The organism is Olleya sp. ITB9 (assembly GCF_001315805.1).
GTDB classification, from domain to species: Bacteria; Bacteroidota; Bacteroidia; order Flavobacteriales; family Flavobacteriaceae; genus Olleya; species Olleya sediminilitoris.
In genome coordinates this window covers 141,359-157,499 of record NZ_BCBW01000018.1, presented here as the reverse complement: position 1 = coordinate 157,499, position 16,141 = coordinate 141,359, and the positions used below count along the sequence as shown (strand labels likewise).

Annotated in this window: 10 protein-coding genes; 9 read left to right on the top strand and 1 reads right to left on the bottom strand. The window is 33.3% G+C overall.

What is annotated here, in order from left to right; genetic code table 11:
• Positions 1-41: 41 nt before the first annotated feature.
• The 8 genes from ITB9_RS04745 to ITB9_RS04710 all read left to right on the top strand — a co-directional run bounded on the left by ITB9_RS04745 (position 42) and on the right by ITB9_RS04710 (position 12,688).
• Positions 42-3,746, top strand: a complete 3,705-nt coding sequence (locus tag ITB9_RS04745) for an efflux RND transporter permease subunit (RefSeq protein ID WP_054851358.1) — start codon at positions 42-44, stop codon at positions 3,744-3,746.
• Positions 3,746-4,981, top strand: coding sequence for a TolC family protein (locus ITB9_RS04740; protein WP_054851357.1), 1,236 nt, complete (start codon positions 3,746-3,748; stop codon positions 4,979-4,981). Before ITB9_RS04745 ends, ITB9_RS04740 begins: the two co-directional genes overlap by 1 nt.
• Before the next feature lie 4 nt (positions 4,982-4,985).
• Positions 4,986-7,481: a heavy metal translocating P-type ATPase gene (locus ITB9_RS04735; RefSeq protein ID WP_054851356.1), complete on the top strand. Its 2,496-nt coding sequence runs from the start codon at positions 4,986-4,988 to the stop codon at positions 7,479-7,481.
• An 18-nt stretch (positions 7,482-7,499) separates the two neighbouring features.
• Positions 7,500-7,982: a DUF305 domain-containing protein gene (locus ITB9_RS04730; RefSeq protein WP_027879803.1), complete on the top strand. Its 483-nt coding sequence runs from the start codon at positions 7,500-7,502 to the stop codon at positions 7,980-7,982.
• Positions 7,972-9,750, top strand: a complete 1,779-nt coding sequence (locus tag ITB9_RS04725) for an efflux RND transporter periplasmic adaptor subunit (RefSeq protein ID WP_054851355.1) — start codon at positions 7,972-7,974, stop codon at positions 9,748-9,750. Before ITB9_RS04730 ends, ITB9_RS04725 begins: the two co-directional genes overlap by 11 nt.
• 32 nt (positions 9,751-9,782) lie before the next feature.
• Positions 9,783-10,277 (top strand): heavy-metal-associated domain-containing protein, encoded by a 495-nt coding sequence (locus ITB9_RS04720; protein ID WP_051881039.1) that lies wholly within the window; start codon positions 9,783-9,785, stop codon positions 10,275-10,277.
• A gap of 1,131 nt (positions 10,278-11,408) precedes the next feature.
• The gene (locus ITB9_RS04715; RefSeq protein ID WP_261975555.1) at positions 11,409-11,921 is read left to right on the top strand and encodes a hypothetical protein; all 513 of its coding nucleotides are present in this window, start codon (positions 11,409-11,411) and stop codon (positions 11,919-11,921) included.
• 125 nt (positions 11,922-12,046) lie between these two features.
• On the top strand, positions 12,047-12,688 hold the full coding sequence (locus tag ITB9_RS04710) for a DUF6266 family protein (protein WP_054851354.1): 642 nt from the start codon (positions 12,047-12,049) through the stop codon (positions 12,686-12,688).
• Between the two features lie 965 nt (positions 12,689-13,653).
• On the opposite strand, the gene ITB9_RS04705 is transcribed toward ITB9_RS04710, so the two are convergent.
• Positions 13,654-13,887 (bottom strand): hypothetical protein, encoded by a 234-nt coding sequence (locus ITB9_RS04705; protein WP_054851353.1) that lies wholly within the window; start codon positions 13,885-13,887, stop codon positions 13,654-13,656.
• A gap of 469 nt (positions 13,888-14,356) precedes the next feature.
• Here ITB9_RS04705 and ITB9_RS04700 point away from each other — a divergent pair, with 469 nt between their 5' ends.
• Positions 14,357-16,135 carry a T9SS type A sorting domain-containing protein gene (locus ITB9_RS04700; protein ID WP_082396054.1) on the top strand — a complete coding sequence of 593 codons (1,779 nt, stop codon included), beginning with the start codon at positions 14,357-14,359 and terminating at the stop codon, positions 16,133-16,135.
• Positions 16,136-16,141 lie beyond the last annotated feature (6 nt).

Here is a 16,141-nt window from a genome sequence, read left to right as displayed (position 1 = left end):
GTTTTTACAACACTATTGTCTAATTGTTTAAAATCAATCATATGCTAAATAAAAGCATCAAATTTTTAATAGAAAACAAACTCGTTGCAGTTTTACTACTTGTCCTTTTTATTGGATGGGGAACTGTTAATGCACCTTTTAATTGGGATACAGGATTTTTGCCAAGTAACCCTGTAGCAGTAGATGCTATTCCCGATATAGGTGAAAATCAACAAATCGTATTTACCAAGTGGGATGGTCGTTCCCCACAAGATATAGAAGACCAAATAACCTATCCATTAACCACATCATTATTGGGTATTCCTGGAGTGAAAACCATTCGTAGTTCCTCTATGTTTGGGTTTTCAAGCATCTATATCATTTTTGAAGAGGATATAGAATTTTACTGGAGCAGAAGTCGTATTCTCGAAAAACTTAATTCCTTACCAAGTGGTTTATTACCCGAAGGTGTTAATCCAGCGTTAGGTCCAGATGCCACAGGATTAGGACAAATATTTTGGTACACACTTGAAGGTCGTGATGAGAACGGTAATGTAACAGGTGGTTGGGATTTACACGAATTACGTAGTATTCAAGATTACTATGTTAAATATGCCTTGTCCTCTGCAAGCGGTGTTTCTGAAGTTGCATCAATTGGTGGTTATGTTCAAGAGTACCAAGTGGATGTAAACCCAGAACTAATGCGTCAATATAACATTGGGTTACATCATATTGTTAAAGCTGTAAAAGAAAGTAATAAGGATATTGGCGCACAAACCTTGGAAATTAACCAAGCTGAATATTTAGTTCGTGGTTTGGGGTATGTAAAATCCATTGCAGATATTGAAAATGCTGTAGTTGATTCTGAAAATTTCACTTCAATAAAAATTAAAGACATTGGAAAAGTTTCATTAGGTCCAGCAACAAGACGAGGTTTATTGGATAAAGAAGGTGCTGAAGTTGTTGGTGCTGTTGTGGTGGCTCGTTATGGAGCAAACCCAATGGAAGTCATTAATAACGTAAAGGAAAAAATTAATGAATTAAGTGCAGGATTACCTTCAAAAGTTTTGGCAGATGGAAGAACATCACAAGTTACCATAGTGCCTTTTTATGACAGAACAGAATTGATACAAGAAACTTTAGGTACACTCAATGAAGCCTTAACTCTTGAAATATTGATTACCATTTTGGTTATAATCATTATGGTGTTTAATCTTCGAGCTTCTGTCTTGATTTCAGGATTATTACCAGTTGCAGTCTTAATGGTATTTATTGCGATGAAACTCTTTGGCGTCGATGCTAATATTGTCGCATTATCTGGTATTGCAATTGCTATCGGAACAATGGTCGATGTTGGTGTTATACTATCAGAAAATATCATTCGGCATTTAGATGAAGATGATGGAACACAATCCATTAATACAGTAGTTTACAACGCAACAGCCGAAGTTTCTGGTGCAATCGTAACCGCAGTAATGACTACAATTATAAGTTTCATTCCTGTATTTACAATGATTGGCGCTGAAGGTAAATTGTTCAGACCATTAGCATTCACAAAAACCTTTGCATTAACAGCTTCAATAATTGTAGCATTGTTTTTAATTCCACCTTTTGCAGCGTTTTTATTCAGAAAGAAAAGCATAAAAACGCATTTTAAATATGCTTTAAATGGCGTTTTAATAGTATTAGGGATAATAGCAATAATCTATGGTTATTGGTTAGGATTAATATTGATAGCTTTTGGTATCACAGCATTGTTAAGTACTCAAAATAAAATAACAGAAAAACAATCCAACTTAATTAATATCATAATATGTACAACTGCAATAGTATTTCTGTTAGCGGAATATTGGAGACCTTTAGGAGTTGATAAAAGTATCTTCTGGAACCTCATCTTTGTTGGTGTCATTTGCTTTGGCTTATTGGGTGTTTTCTCATTGTTTATCAGGTATTATACTCGAATTTTAAGATGGTGTTTAGATAATAAATTACTATTTCTTTCAATTCCAACTGCAATTGTCATTGCTGGTTTTTTCATTATGAAAAACACAGGTAAAGAATTTATGCCATCATTAAATGAAGGTTCGTTTTTATTGATGCCTACTTCTATGCCACATTCTGGTGTAGAAGAAAATAAGCGTGTTTTACAGCAGTTAGATATGGCAGTTGCCAGTATTCCTGAAATCGAAACTGTAGTTGGAAAAGCAGGTCGTACAGAATCTGCATTAGACCCAGCACCACTATCAATGTATGAAAATGTTATTCAGTATAAGTCAGAATATATGCTGAATGAAAACCGAGAACGTCAACGCTACAAAGTGAATAATGATGGCTTGTTTGAATTAAAAGATGGTCGATTTATCGCAAATCCAAATAATACAGAAAATGTCACCTTGAGCACAGTCGAAAGGTCTCAACTCATTCCAGACAATAATGGCGAGTTCTATCGAAATTGGAGACCTGAAATACAATCACCAGATGATATTTGGAATGAAATTGTTAAAGTTAACAAACTACCAGGCGTTACATCTGCACCAAAATTGCAACCTATTGAAACCCGATTAGTAATGCTACAAACTGGTATGCGTGCACCTATGGGAATAAAAGTTAAAGGTCAAGACTTAAAACAAATAGAAGCATTTGGTGTTCAGTTAGAAGATATACTTAAACAAGCTGAAGGTGTTAAAGATGAAGCAGTTTTTGCAGACCGTATAGTAGGTAAACCATATTTGTTAATAGACATTGATAGAGAGAAAATTGCTCGTTATGGTGTAACCATTGAGGAAGTTCAAAATGTTTTAAAAGTGGCTGTTGGTGGTATGGTATTAACACAAACAGTAGAAGGTCGTGAGCGTTATGGTGTTAGAGTTCGTTACCCAAGAGAATTAAGAGCAAATCCAACCGATTTAAAACAAATCTATGTGCCTGTTGAAAAAGGAAGCCCTGTTCCGTTAAGTGAATTGGCGACTATAAAATATGAACAAGGTCCACAAGTAATTAAAAGTGAAGATACTTTTTTAGTTGGCTATGTGTTATTTGATAAAATGGATGGTTTTGCAGAAGTAAATGTGGTTGAAAATGCACAAACCTTAATTCAAGAAAAGATAGATAATGGCGAATTGGTTGTACCAAAAGGCATTAACTATCAATTTACAGGAACGTATGAGAACCAATTACGAGCAGAAAAAACTTTATCGGTTGTTGTACCATTAGCTTTGGCAATTATCTTTTTGATACTGTACTTCCAATTCCGTTCTGTTGGAACATCCTTAATGGTATTTACAGGTATTGCAGTAGCATTTGCTGGTGGTTTCTTAATGATTTGGCTCTATGGTCAAGATTGGTTTTTAAACTTTAATTTCTTTGGAGAGAATCTACGTGAATTATTTCAAATACATCCAATTAATTTAAGTGTAGCAGTTTGGGTTGGTTTCATTGCTCTTTTTGGTATTGCAACAGACGATGGAGTTGTAATGGCAACTTATTTAACACAAACATTTGATAGAAATACACCAGAAAATAAAAAAGAAATCAGAGCATCAGTAGTAGAAGCAGGAGAAAAACGTATTAGACCTTGTTTAATGACAACTGCTACTACCATATTGGCATTATTACCAGTATTAACATCTACAGGAAGAGGTAGTGATATTATGATACCTATGGCAATACCAAGTTTTGGTGGAATGTTAATCGCTTTAATAACACTATTTGTAGTCCCTGTTTTATATAGTTGGAAAGCAGAAGTTAAACTTAAAAGAACAGTATAATGAAACATATAAAATCACACATAAAGTCAGTCATTTTTCTTTGTTTTTTAATCTTTGTTCTCAAAGGAAATGCGCAACAATTAGATGTGCTCATTAATGAAGCATTAGATAACAACCCTGAAATTCAAAAATTTGAATTGCAATACAAAAGGGTTTCAGAAAAAGTAAATGAAGTAAATACGGTTCCTAATACAGAATTTGGAGTTGGTTATTTTGTAAGTGAACCAGAAACTCGAACAGGTGCTCAACGCTTTAAGGTGTCTGCAAAACAAATGTTACCGTGGTTTGGTAATATTTCGGCAAGAGAAAATTACGTTAGTTCGTTAGCAGATGTTAAGTATGAAGATATTGTAATTGCGAAGCGAAAACTAATGTCTTCAGTTTCACAATCTTATTATAGACTATATGCTAATAAAGCAAAACAAAAGGTATTAACAGAGAATATCAATCTGTTAGAAACTTATGAAACAATGGCTTTGACTTCTGTTGAGGTTGGTAAAGCATCAGCGGTTGATGTATTGCGTTTACAAATGCGTCAAAACGAAATGCAACAATTAAAAGACGTATTGCAACAACAATTTTTAGCAGAACAAACTAACTTCAATAATCTATTGAATAGAGGTAATGATGTTACCGTGAATGTGGTAGATAGTTTAATGATACCTTCTGAAGACTTTGATATTACTTTTGAAAAATTAGTATTACATCCTGAATTACTAAAATTTGATAAACTCTATCAATCCATAGAGCAATCAGAATTATTGAATCAAAAAGAAAGCAGTCCAATGATTGGTTTTGGATTAGATTATATCAATGTTGCTGAAAGACCAAATATGGATTTCAGCGATAACGGAAAGGATATTGTAATGCCAATGGTTTCGGTATCTATCCCAATTTTCAATAAGAAATATAAATCCCAAACCAAACAAAATGATTTGCAACAGCAGGAAATTACTGCTCAAAAACAGGAACGTTTAAATGCATTGGAAACGCTTTTAGACAAAGCGAATAACGAACGCATTTCTGCAAGAATAAGTTATGCTACCCAAACCAAAAACCTACAGCAAGCCAAAGATGCAGAAGACATTTTAATCAAAAGCTATGAAACAGGAACGATTGATTTTAATGATGTTTTGGATATTCAAGAGTTGCAGCTAAAGTTTCAAATGAACCAAATAGAATCTGTGAAGACCTACTATGTGCAAAGTACAATCATTAATTATTTAATTCAGTAAAACAATGACACACACATATCACATACACGGAATGACCTGCAACGGTTGTCGCAGTCACGTTGAGGAAACGCTCTCTAAAGTAGGAGGTGTTTCAAAAGCAACAGTCGATTTAGATAAGGCAGAAGCTAACATAGAAATGGAATCACATATTCCCATAGAAACATTTCAAGAAGCCTTAAAAAAGGATGGTGGTACATATAGCATTCATAAACAAGGTGAACACCATCAGCATTCAGAAGCTAAAAAGGAAAAGCAACCTAAAGGTACAGGCACATTTTATTGTCCTATGCATTGCGAAGGCGATAAAATCTATAACAAACCAGGTGATTGTCCTGTTTGCGGAATGGATTTGGTGGAAGAACAAAATCTATCAGCAACTTCAAAGGAACAATGGACGTGTCCGATGCATCCAGAAATTGTAAAAGAAGAAGCAGGTTCGTGTCCTATTTGTGGGATGGATTTAGTGCCAATGGAAGCAGATAGTTCAGCAGAAGAAAAAACGTATAAAAAGCTATTAAAGAAATTTTGGATTGCCACAGCATTTACCTTGCCCATTTTCTTAATGGCTATGAGCGAAATGCTCAATAACAATCCGTTGTACGATATAATGGAACAGAAATATTGGAACTGGATTCAGTTTGCATTATCAATTCCAGTAGTGTTTTATGCCACTTGGATGTTCTTTGAACGTGCCTATAAAAGCATTAAGACTTGGAATCTCAATATGTTTACACTTATTGGGATTGGTGCAGGTGTGGCGTGGTCGTTTAGTGTTTTTGGTATGTTCTTTCCAGACGTATTTCCAAGTCAATTTAAAACAGAATCAGGTGCAGTTCACGTCTATTTTGAAGCAGCAACTGTGATTTTAACGTTAGTGCTTTTAGGTCAATTGTTAGAAGCTCGTGCACATAGTAAAACCAATTCGGCAGTAAAAGAACTGTTGAAATTAGCACCTAATAAAGCCATAAAAATAGTAGATGGTGAAGAAGTTGAAGTCAGTATTGACGAGATAGAACTTAATGATATTCTAAAAGTGAAACCAGGAGATAAAATTCCTGTGGATGGTGTGATAACTGAAGGCGAAACAACTATTGATGAATCTATGATTACAGGCGAACCTATTCCTGTAAACAAATCTCAAGAAGATAAAGTAAGTAGCGGAACCATTAATGGGAATCAATCCTTTTTAATGAAAGCAGAAAAGGTAGGAAGTGACACTTTATTATCACAAATCATTCATATGGTTAATGATGCCAGTAGAAGTCGTGCACCTATTCAAAATTTAGCAGATAAAGTTTCAGGCTATTTTGTGCCAGTTGTAGTTCTTATTTCTATTATCACATTTATTGTATGGTCTATTTGGGGACCAGAACCAGTTTATGTGTATGCGTTTGTCAATGCAATTGCAGTACTAATCATTGCTTGTCCTTGTGCTTTAGGTTTAGCAACACCAATGTCTGTAATGGTTGGTGTGGGTAAAGGTGCTCAAAATGGTGTATTGATTAAAAATGCTGAAGCTCTTGAAAAAATGGATAAGGTAAATACGCTTATCGTTGACAAGACAGGAACAATTACCGAAGGAAAACCAACAGTTGAAACCGTTGGAGCTTTTAATGATGCTTTAAGCGAAAAAGAAGTGTTACAATACATCGTGTCATTAAATACAAATAGCGAACATCCTTTGGCAGAAGCGACAGTTAAATATGGCAAAGAACACAACGCAGAAATTTTAAAGTCCGAAGATTTTAGTGCTGTTACAGGAAAAGGTGTTGAAGCTAAAATTGATGGAAAAAATGTAGCATTAGGTAATCCTAAAATGATGGAATATGCTAAAGCGGATATTACTTCTAAAATGAAAGACGAAGCTAAATCTTACCAAGAACAGGGTAAAACAGTTTCTTATTTGTCAATAGATGAAACCGTAGTTGGATATGTAGTTATAGGCGATAAAATAAAAGAAACAAGTGCTAAAGCCATTAAAGCACTTCAAGATAAAGGGATAGATGTAATAATGCTAACAGGTGATAATCACAATACAGCACAAGCAGTAGCATCAGAACTAAATCTTGCAGATTTTAAAGCCAGTATGCTACCAGAAGACAAACTCAAAGAAGTAGAGAAACTACAAAAAAATGGAAAAGTAGTTGCTATGGCAGGTGATGGCATTAATGATGCACCAGCATTGGCAAAAAGTGATGTAGGTATTGCAATGGGTACGGGAACAGATGTAGCGATAGAAAGTGCTATGATAACACTCGTAAAAGGCGATTTACACGGTATTGTAAAAGCAAAAAATTTAAGTAATGCTGTAATGAAGAACATTAAGCAAAACCTATTTTTTGCACTTATCTACAACACTTTAGGTGTGCCTATTGCAGCAGGTGTGTTGTTTCCATTCTTCGGAATACTACTCTCGCCAATGATAGCAGCTTTAGCAATGAGTTTTAGTTCGGTTTCGGTAATAGGTAACGCACTACGATTAAGAACAATTAAAGTATAACTATAAAATCAAATAATTATGGAAAATTCAAAAAAACACTCAAACAAAGGAAATTACAAAACCTTCTTTATAATGTTGGCTTGCTCATTTGTAGCAATGTACATCACAATGTATTTAAACACCTATTCCATAGACCACGTATGGTTTAGTTTAACACGATTCTATATGACGTGTTTAGGAATTTCAACAATGGCAGTAATAATGTGGTTTTTTATGCGAAAAATGTATAATGATAAAAAGAAGAATATCGCAATACTCGCAAGTAGTTTCATTCTGTTTGTAGGTGCATTAGGGTTGGTGAGAACACAAGCACCAATTATTGGTGATGTCCTTTGGATGAAAGCAATGATACCACATCATTCTATCGCTATTTTAACAAGTGAAAGAGCAGATATTCAAGACCCAGAAGTTAAAAAATTAGCAGAAGACATTATAAAAGCACAACGTAAAGAAATAGAAGAAATGAAAGCAATGATAAAACGATTAGAGAATGAAAAATAATAAAATAGTCATATATATTGGCATACTCGTAGTAGGTGTGTTATTGGGTTGGTTGCTTTTTGGTGGCTCATCAAATGAAGAAATAGACCATAATCACGATGCGGTTGCAGCAACCAATCAAATGTGGACGTGTTCTATGCATCCACAGATTATGCAACCAGAGCCAGGCGACTGCCCCATTTGTGGTATGGATTTAATTCCTGCGGAAAGCGGAAGTGATGGCTTAATGGCAGACCAATTTAAACTAACAGAAAATGCGATGGCATTAGCCAATATTCAAACAACTGTTGTAGGCAAGGGAAATGTTGAAGGCAACACCATAAAGTTATCTGGTAAAATTGCTGAAAACGAAGAAGCCAATGCAGTACAGGTAAGTTATTTCGCTGGAAGAATTGAACGTTTGAATGTGAGTTTTACAGGCGAAGAAGTTCGTAAAGGTCAATTATTGGCAACCATTTATTCGCCAGAACTCTATGCAGCACAACAAGAATTAATCACAGCAGCTTCTTTAAAAGAATCTCAACCTGCTTTATACAAAGCAGTCCGTAATAAATTGAAATTATGGAAACTCTCTGAAAATCAAATCAACCAGATTGAAGAAACAGGAAAAGTAAAAGAAAACTTTCCTGTTTATGCAACCGTTTCGGGTACTGTTACAGAAAAATTGGTAGAGCAAGGCGATTACATCAAACAAGGACAACCCTTATTAAAAATTGCCAATCTCAACACAGTTTGGGGAAACTTTGATGTGTATGAAAATCAGATTGACCGCTTTAAAAAAGGACAGGAAGTGATGATAACAACCAATGCTTATCCTAATAAAGAGTTTAAAGGTAAAGTTGATTTCATTGACCCAGTTTTAAACACGAAAACAAGAACTGTAACCTTACGTGTTGTTTTAAGCAATAAGGACGATGTATTTAAACCAGGAATGTTTGTAACCGCAAATATTGAAGGCAGTACAGCTAAAAATGATGAAGTATTATCAATTCCTGCATCTTCTGTATTATGGACAGGTGAACGTTCTGTGGTGTACCTTAAAACAAATCCAGACCAACCTATTTTTGAAATGCGTGAAATTAAATTAGGCAATCAAATTGGTAATGAATATGAAGTTGTAGAAGGTTTATTTGTTGGAAATGAAATAGTGACTAACGGAACATTTACGGTTGATGCAGCAGCACAATTACAAGGCAAAAAGTCTATGATGAATAAAGATGGTGGTAAAGTAATGACTGGACACGAAGGTCATTTAGGTATGGATAACAATGCATCTAACAAAGAAAGTGACCACACTAATATGAATGAGCGTTTGGAAGTATCAGAGAAATTTCAACAACAGTTAAATAGTGTTTACAATGCGTATATCAATTTAAAAGATGCTTTAGTAAAAGAAGATTCAATAAGTACTTCAGCAAACGCAACAACTTTATTAAATAAATTGAACAAAGTAGATATGAAATTGTTGTCAGATAATAAGGCGCATAACCATTGGATGTCATTAGAAGGCGAAATAAAATCTTCTGCAACTTCAATTTCTGAAACGTCCGATATAAAATCACAAAGAGACCATTTTAAACATTTATCATCACATCTAATCAATGCTGTACAACTATTTGGTATCAATGAAAAGGTCTATGTAGAATTTTGTCCAATGGCAGATAACAATAATGGTGCTTATTGGTTAAGCAAAGAAGAAAAAGTAATCAATCCATACTTTGGCGAAGCAATGCTAACCTGTGGTGAAGTAAAACAAGTAATAGAATAATAAATCAAGTAATAACAATTAAATTTTAAACAATGAATTTTTCAAAGAAAAATCACGAACACAAAAACAAAAATGTAATCGACGTGAGTAAAAAAGTAATTTTAAGTGTAGCTGTAATAGCAGCATTAGGTTTAACAAGTTGTAAAAACGAAACCAAAAAAGAAACAGAAACCACAACTACTGAAATGTCAAAAGATATGGCAATGACAGACCTGTCTTTTGGTGTAAGAGGAAATTGCGGAATGTGTAAAAACACTATCGAAAAAGCAGCTAACGGTGTTGAAGGTGTTGCAAGTGCTAATTGGGATGTCGATAAAAAGAAGATTGATGTGTCTTTTGATGATACAAAAACCGATGCAATGGCAATCCATAAAGCAATCGCAGCTTCAGGATATGATACCGAAAAAGTAGCAGGTGATGAAGAAGCATATGATGGTTTACCAGGTTGTTGTAAATACGACCACGAAATGATGATGAATCAATCTGGTGAAGAAGAAAGTGATGACCATTCAAATCACGACCATTAAGCAATAATGAAAGAGTCTTTTTCGGAAGGCTCTTTTTTATTCCCCACAACCCAAAACCCAGTTTTTTCGTACCTCAAAATCCTCTGTCTTTTGTGTTGTTCCGCTCACCTAACAAGTTTAGCGTTTTTTTGTCTTTAAGGTAATAGCATATTACAGCTTTGGTTTTCATAAAATCAAACCAAACTGCAATAAGCTATTCTGTTATTATTATATCATAAAACCCTAAACTCACCCAAGCTATGTTACATAATACAAGTTATAGGAGCAAAAATCCTTTCAATGGTTGCCTATGGCGTTTTATTATATTTTCGTCGCTATAACTGCTATTATGTAAAATATCCGCTAATCCAACGCTCACATCCGAACATTTAACTATATTTTGAACTATTATTAAACAGTAGAAAGTTTAAGTTAATTATAATATTAGTTATCTCATTCAAGCTGCACAAAACCATCGTTAAGTCCAAGTATTCCTTACCTCAAGTCTTTGTTTGTTTCATTTCGCTAACAAATATAAAAGTCCACTTTTCCCCACCACCCAAGTAATAGGATATAAAAAAATAGGTTTAAGATAAATAGTACTACGCCATAGCACATTACTTTTTATCGTGCCTCAAAAAAGCAATAAGCTATTGTCTAAAAGTCCTGTATAAGTAGCTTGTTTAAATGCTGTTTTATCAAACAACTATTTAAAACGCTATATATACAAACGCTTCATCCTATGCTCAAAAACGAACTGAAACCTATTTTTTTAAGTGTTAATTCCCCAGAAAAGTTATATTTAATGTATGAAAAAACTGATTGAATCATTATTTGATTTATTCTTTCCTCACGATATAGATGAAAACGGTAATAAAATCGAAAATCCTGAAGGAGACGATTCTTATTCTACAAAATTTTTCACAATAGTTGTATTGATAATAATAGTAATATTTGCATTTATAGGATTAAAATAAAAAAAGGTAGCAAATATATGTGGCTACCTCTGCCAACCGCACAAGGCTATAAAGGTCAAGCCCTACGGGTTTTGAATAAAACTTTTTTCAAGACCCTTTTTCTTTTGATTTAGACATTCAACTCAAAAAACTTTTATCCAAAAACCTTGACAGCCTTACCCACGCCACAACAACTATGGCTATCTTTTTTCTTTTCAAAAAAAATAATGGCGCGAAGCGTAGCGAAGCAATTTTAAATTGGATAGCTATGTCAACTTTTAAACTGAAAACACATCGAGCAGGAAAAACTTACTCAAACCCTCATTTTTTTATACTAAACAAAGGGCTAAACAGCGGAAAACCACTCTTAAAATCCTGTGCTAACTGTTTCGTTGTCACTACTACAACAGAAGAGGTAAAACACACACTTTTTCACTTATCTATGATGTTACAAATAGGCGGTTTTTACGCTTACTATTTAAAAGGAAGTGTTATTCCGTTTATTTCAATAGATGATTGCAGAAATACTCTAAAAAATAGTTTTATATCATTAATAAATAATGAATTTCAATTGCAAAAGCATATTAATATAGTGTCAGCAATTTGTGAAAAAGAAGCCGAACTTCAAAAAGTCATTTCGAAAATGGCAGATTTGAAAGTATCATATATTCAAAGTTTATTTTCTAAAATGCAAAAAGAAGCAATCTAAAGCAACAAAATCCATATCAAAAGAATAGCATAAAACTTGCCATATATTTCAGCGGAAGGTACAACTTCGTGTTAAGTCCGTACCAAGTCCGAAGAAAATTATGTTTCATTTAAATTATTTATGTTATGGGTAAAATTTCCCAAGGTATTTTAGGAGGGCTTTCAGGTAAGGTTGGAAACGTTATCGGTGGAAGCTGGAAAGGAATTGATTACATTAGAATTAAACCTTCAAGTGTAGCCAATCCAAGAACTGTTGGTCAAGTAAACCAAAGAACGAAGTTTACTGCCACTTTAGAATTTTTACAGGCTGTAAAGCCTTTTATTAAGTTAGGGTATAAAGGATTAGCTGTTAAGAAAACAGAATTTAATGCTGCAATGTCGTATGTGTTGAATAATGCGATTACAGGTACAGAACCAAACTTTGTTGTTGACTATCCAAACGCTTTAGTAAGTCGCGGAGGTTTATCTGGTGCGTTAAACCCGACGACTGATTTAGCAACTGCTGGAGAAGTAACTTTTGGGTGGGATGATAACTCTGCTGAAGGTAACGCAAATGCTACTGACAAGGCAATGTTATTGGTTTACAATCCATCAAAAAAGGAATCTATTTCTTTACTTGATGGAGCAGACAGAACAGTAGGTTCTCAAATTGTTTCAATCCCTACAACTTATGCAGGTGATACGGTAGAGTTATTTATGGCGTTTATTACTGCTGATGGTAGTCAAGTATCAAACAGTATTTATTTAGGCTCTGGTACAGCTAATTAATGCTTGGTGTTTTTATTTGGAAACCGCTCTAATTGAGCGGTTTTTTTTATGCTATATTTGTTGCTTTATTTATTGATGTTTACTCTTTATTTACTCTTTTTATGTGTTTTTTGTATCCTATTTGTTGCCCAAACGGCTTAACGCTAATAGATATAAGGATAGTTAAATATTGTATTGGCAAGTAACTACCTCAAAGTAAATATATAGCAGATATAAATAATTGATTTTCAGTTTTTTTATAATTTAACCCTTTATTTATCTTTTTATTTTGTTTTAATAGTTGTTTATTTTGTACCTATGTGTATATTTTTTGTGTTTTTGCTTATGAGATACAAATATTTTTATTTGCTATTAGTATGAAATAAAGGTTCTTAAGTCCTGTTAATCGCATTTATATACCCTTATGAGCAGTCCGACTTTCAGGATAAATAAGATATGTTAACAACGTGGGATATTGTTTGTAGCTCAAAAAACCACTACTCGATTTTACTCTCATAAAAGCAATTAGAAAACTATAAACTTCGAAAAAAAAATAGAGAAAAAGAAGTTGGCCGAGGCTGATATATCAAATAAGATTATTAGCGTGAAAACTTATGCTGTTAATGTGGAAATATTAAAAACAAAACCATATTTAGCAGTTAAGTAAATTTCAATTTTACTTAATTGCTAAATTGAAACAGTTTATAGGCTTATTGAAAGTAGAGAAATAGAATCCACAAGATTTTCATACGTATGATACGTATAAGATATGTAGATTTATAATAGAAGTTTTAATGACAAGGCTACCTTTCGATTGCTTTTTAAAATAATAATAAAATAATTTTTTAACTCTTCTTTACAACAAATCAAATTTTTCACTGATGAAAACCAACTATCAGTCAAAACATTATCAAAATTCATTTTACCACTACATTTACGCAACATCTATCTAAACAGTTTATTTTTAGTTTTACTGCTTTTACGTTTTAGTTTTCTGTTTTTTCATCGGTTACCAACATGTCTTTTTTGATAAACTCAACACCGCAAGTAAATTGCATACCACCAACTTCCAATAAAGCAGTTAGAAAATTACCCCCTTTTGTAGATCGTCCAAATACTTGGTCATAATACCAAGTGTTTAATTTGCTTTTATCTGTGTATTGCTTTTCTTGTATAGAATAATCAAAACTTAAAATAATGGTTTCTTTAGATTGACTCAATTCTTCAACATAAGGTTTTGCCTTTTTCTATAGAAATTTACTGTCATAAACCCAGTAGATAATGACCTTGTTATTTTGTCGTGCTTTATAGAAAGTAAAGAAGACATCCCTGTCGCTATAGTATAAGATATTGAACTTATCAAATAATCTGTATATAAATCTACAAAAATTAAATTATTTTTACTTAAGGTGAGTTATTAATAAAAAAAAATATACTATTAATTCTTAACTTAAAGAGCAAAAATTAAAATAGAGAAAGAAATCGAAAATAAAGCATTATGACCAAAAAACCTTTTAATAAGTGGATGTACTTATAAATGAAAACATCTTTCCTAAAGTTAATTACGGTTTTCCCGTAATTAACTTTAAATGTAAAATTCTATGGGGGTATTGGAATATTATGATTTTTTTTGTTTTTTTGAACCCTAAAATCTTACAAGATTTTCAACTAATTTTTAAACATTAAAATATGAATTTAAGACTACTTTTTATTTTACTTGTCTTTGTGTCTAGTACTATGGTAACTAATGCACAAAACCTATTAGATACTTCTACTTGGACTGTAGGAAGTGGTTCAGTTGGAGGGTTTTCTAGAAATGGAGAAGTTTCTGAAAATGTGAGAGAATTTGGAACAGATCCTTTTGGCAACTCATCTATCCTATGGAAAGGAGTGAATGATGCTGTAAGTAATGCTGATGGTGGTTGGAATTCAAGTTGGCATAGCATTGATCATGGAGAAACATACCGTTTTACAGTTTGGTTAAAGAAAACAAATTCTAACAATGGGCATTCATATTTAGGTTTCAACGCGAACAATAGTGGCTCTTTACGATTAAATGATACATATAATGCAAATCCATATTTTTGGGTAGGAGATTTACCACAATTAAATAAATGGTATCTAGTTGTGGCTTATGTACACGGAAGTAATTACAACTCAAACTTAAGTTATGGAGGTGTTTATGACCCAGTTTCTGGTACTAAAGTAGTAAATATAACAGATTATAAGTTTAAAGAAACAGCTACATTGGCTAGGCACAGAACCTACTTGTATTATGACACTAATACATCTGATAGACAGTATTTCTATGGCCCAAGAATGGAAATGGTGAATGGTAATGAACCTCCTATTGCTGATTTGTTGGGACTGAATGAAGTTGAAACTAACCTTTTGGATGATTCAACTTGGACTATTGGATGTGGATCTGTTACGGGTTTTTCTAGAAATGGACAAGATTCAGAAAATTGTAGAGAATTAGGAAGAAATCATGTTGGTGATGAAGTTATACTTTGGAGAGGCGGAAATGATTCTGCAAGTGACGCTGATGGTGGTTGGAATTCTAGTTATCAAAATATAAATCATACAGAAACTCATCGTTTTAGTGTATGGATTAAAAAAACAAACTCAAATGCAGGTAATACTTATTTGGGATGTGCTAGTCCGAATAACATATTAAGACTTAATGGAACAGTAAACAATAATCCATACTTTTGGTCTGGCGACTTACCTAAACTCAATCGCTGGTACTTAATTGTTGGTTATGTGCATAAGAGTAGTTATACCTCAACAACAAATCTTGGTCGTATTTATGATGGTTTTACTGGTGAAGAAGTAGCTACGATTACCGATTACAAGTTTAAAAATACAGCTGTTAATGTAAGGCACAGGTCTTATCTTTATCATGACACCAATACTTCTGATAGGCAGTATTTTTGGGCTCCGAGAATTGACCCAGTTACAGGGAATGAACCCACCATAACAGAACTTTTACAAATTAACGAAGATTCAAAACTGATTTTTAGCTACGATGATGCTGGTAATCAAAAACAACGTTTTTATTGTGAAGAGGATGGTTTTTGTTCACCACCAGCACCTACAAGTAGGATGATTAATGAAGAAGGAGTAAAAATGCAAGAAGAACAAGGTGTTGTTGTGGCAGAACAAACCGATGTGCCTCTACCTGGAGAACAAATCAAAGAAGAAACAGAAGTATTAGATGTAAAACATACTATCTATCCTAACCCAACCGATGGCAGAGTAACCATTCAGCTTTCAGGTAAAGATTATAATTTAACAAATTCAATCAATATTTATAGTGTTAATGGTTCTTTAGTTAAAAGAATTAATATCAACAACCCAACTAATCAAATAGAATTAGATGTGTCTAATTTACCTTCTGGAACATATTTTATTCATATGCATTTTTCAAATGGTAATGTAATCAACGAACAAATCATCAAAAACTAAATAGCA

Coding starts and splice junctions, on each gene's coding strand:
- ITB9_RS04745 (WP_054851358.1), top strand. CDS start 42: ATGCTAAATAAAAGCATCAAATTTTTAATAGAAAACAAACTCGTTGCA.
- ITB9_RS04740 (WP_054851357.1), top strand. CDS start 3,746: ATGAAACATATAAAATCACACATAAAGTCAGTCATTTTTCTTTGTTTT.
- ITB9_RS04735 (WP_054851356.1), top strand. CDS start 4,986: ATGACACACACATATCACATACACGGAATGACCTGCAACGGTTGTCGC.
- ITB9_RS04730 (WP_027879803.1), top strand. CDS start 7,500: ATGGAAAATTCAAAAAAACACTCAAACAAAGGAAATTACAAAACCTTC.
- ITB9_RS04725 (WP_054851355.1), top strand. CDS start 7,972: ATGAAAAATAATAAAATAGTCATATATATTGGCATACTCGTAGTAGGT.
- ITB9_RS04720 (WP_051881039.1), top strand. CDS start 9,783: ATGAATTTTTCAAAGAAAAATCACGAACACAAAAACAAAAATGTAATC.
- ITB9_RS04715 (WP_261975555.1), top strand. CDS start 11,409: ATGGCTATCTTTTTTCTTTTCAAAAAAAATAATGGCGCGAAGCGTAGC.
- ITB9_RS04710 (WP_054851354.1), top strand. CDS start 12,047: ATGGGTAAAATTTCCCAAGGTATTTTAGGAGGGCTTTCAGGTAAGGTT.
- ITB9_RS04700 (WP_082396054.1), top strand. CDS start 14,357: ATGAATTTAAGACTACTTTTTATTTTACTTGTCTTTGTGTCTAGTACT.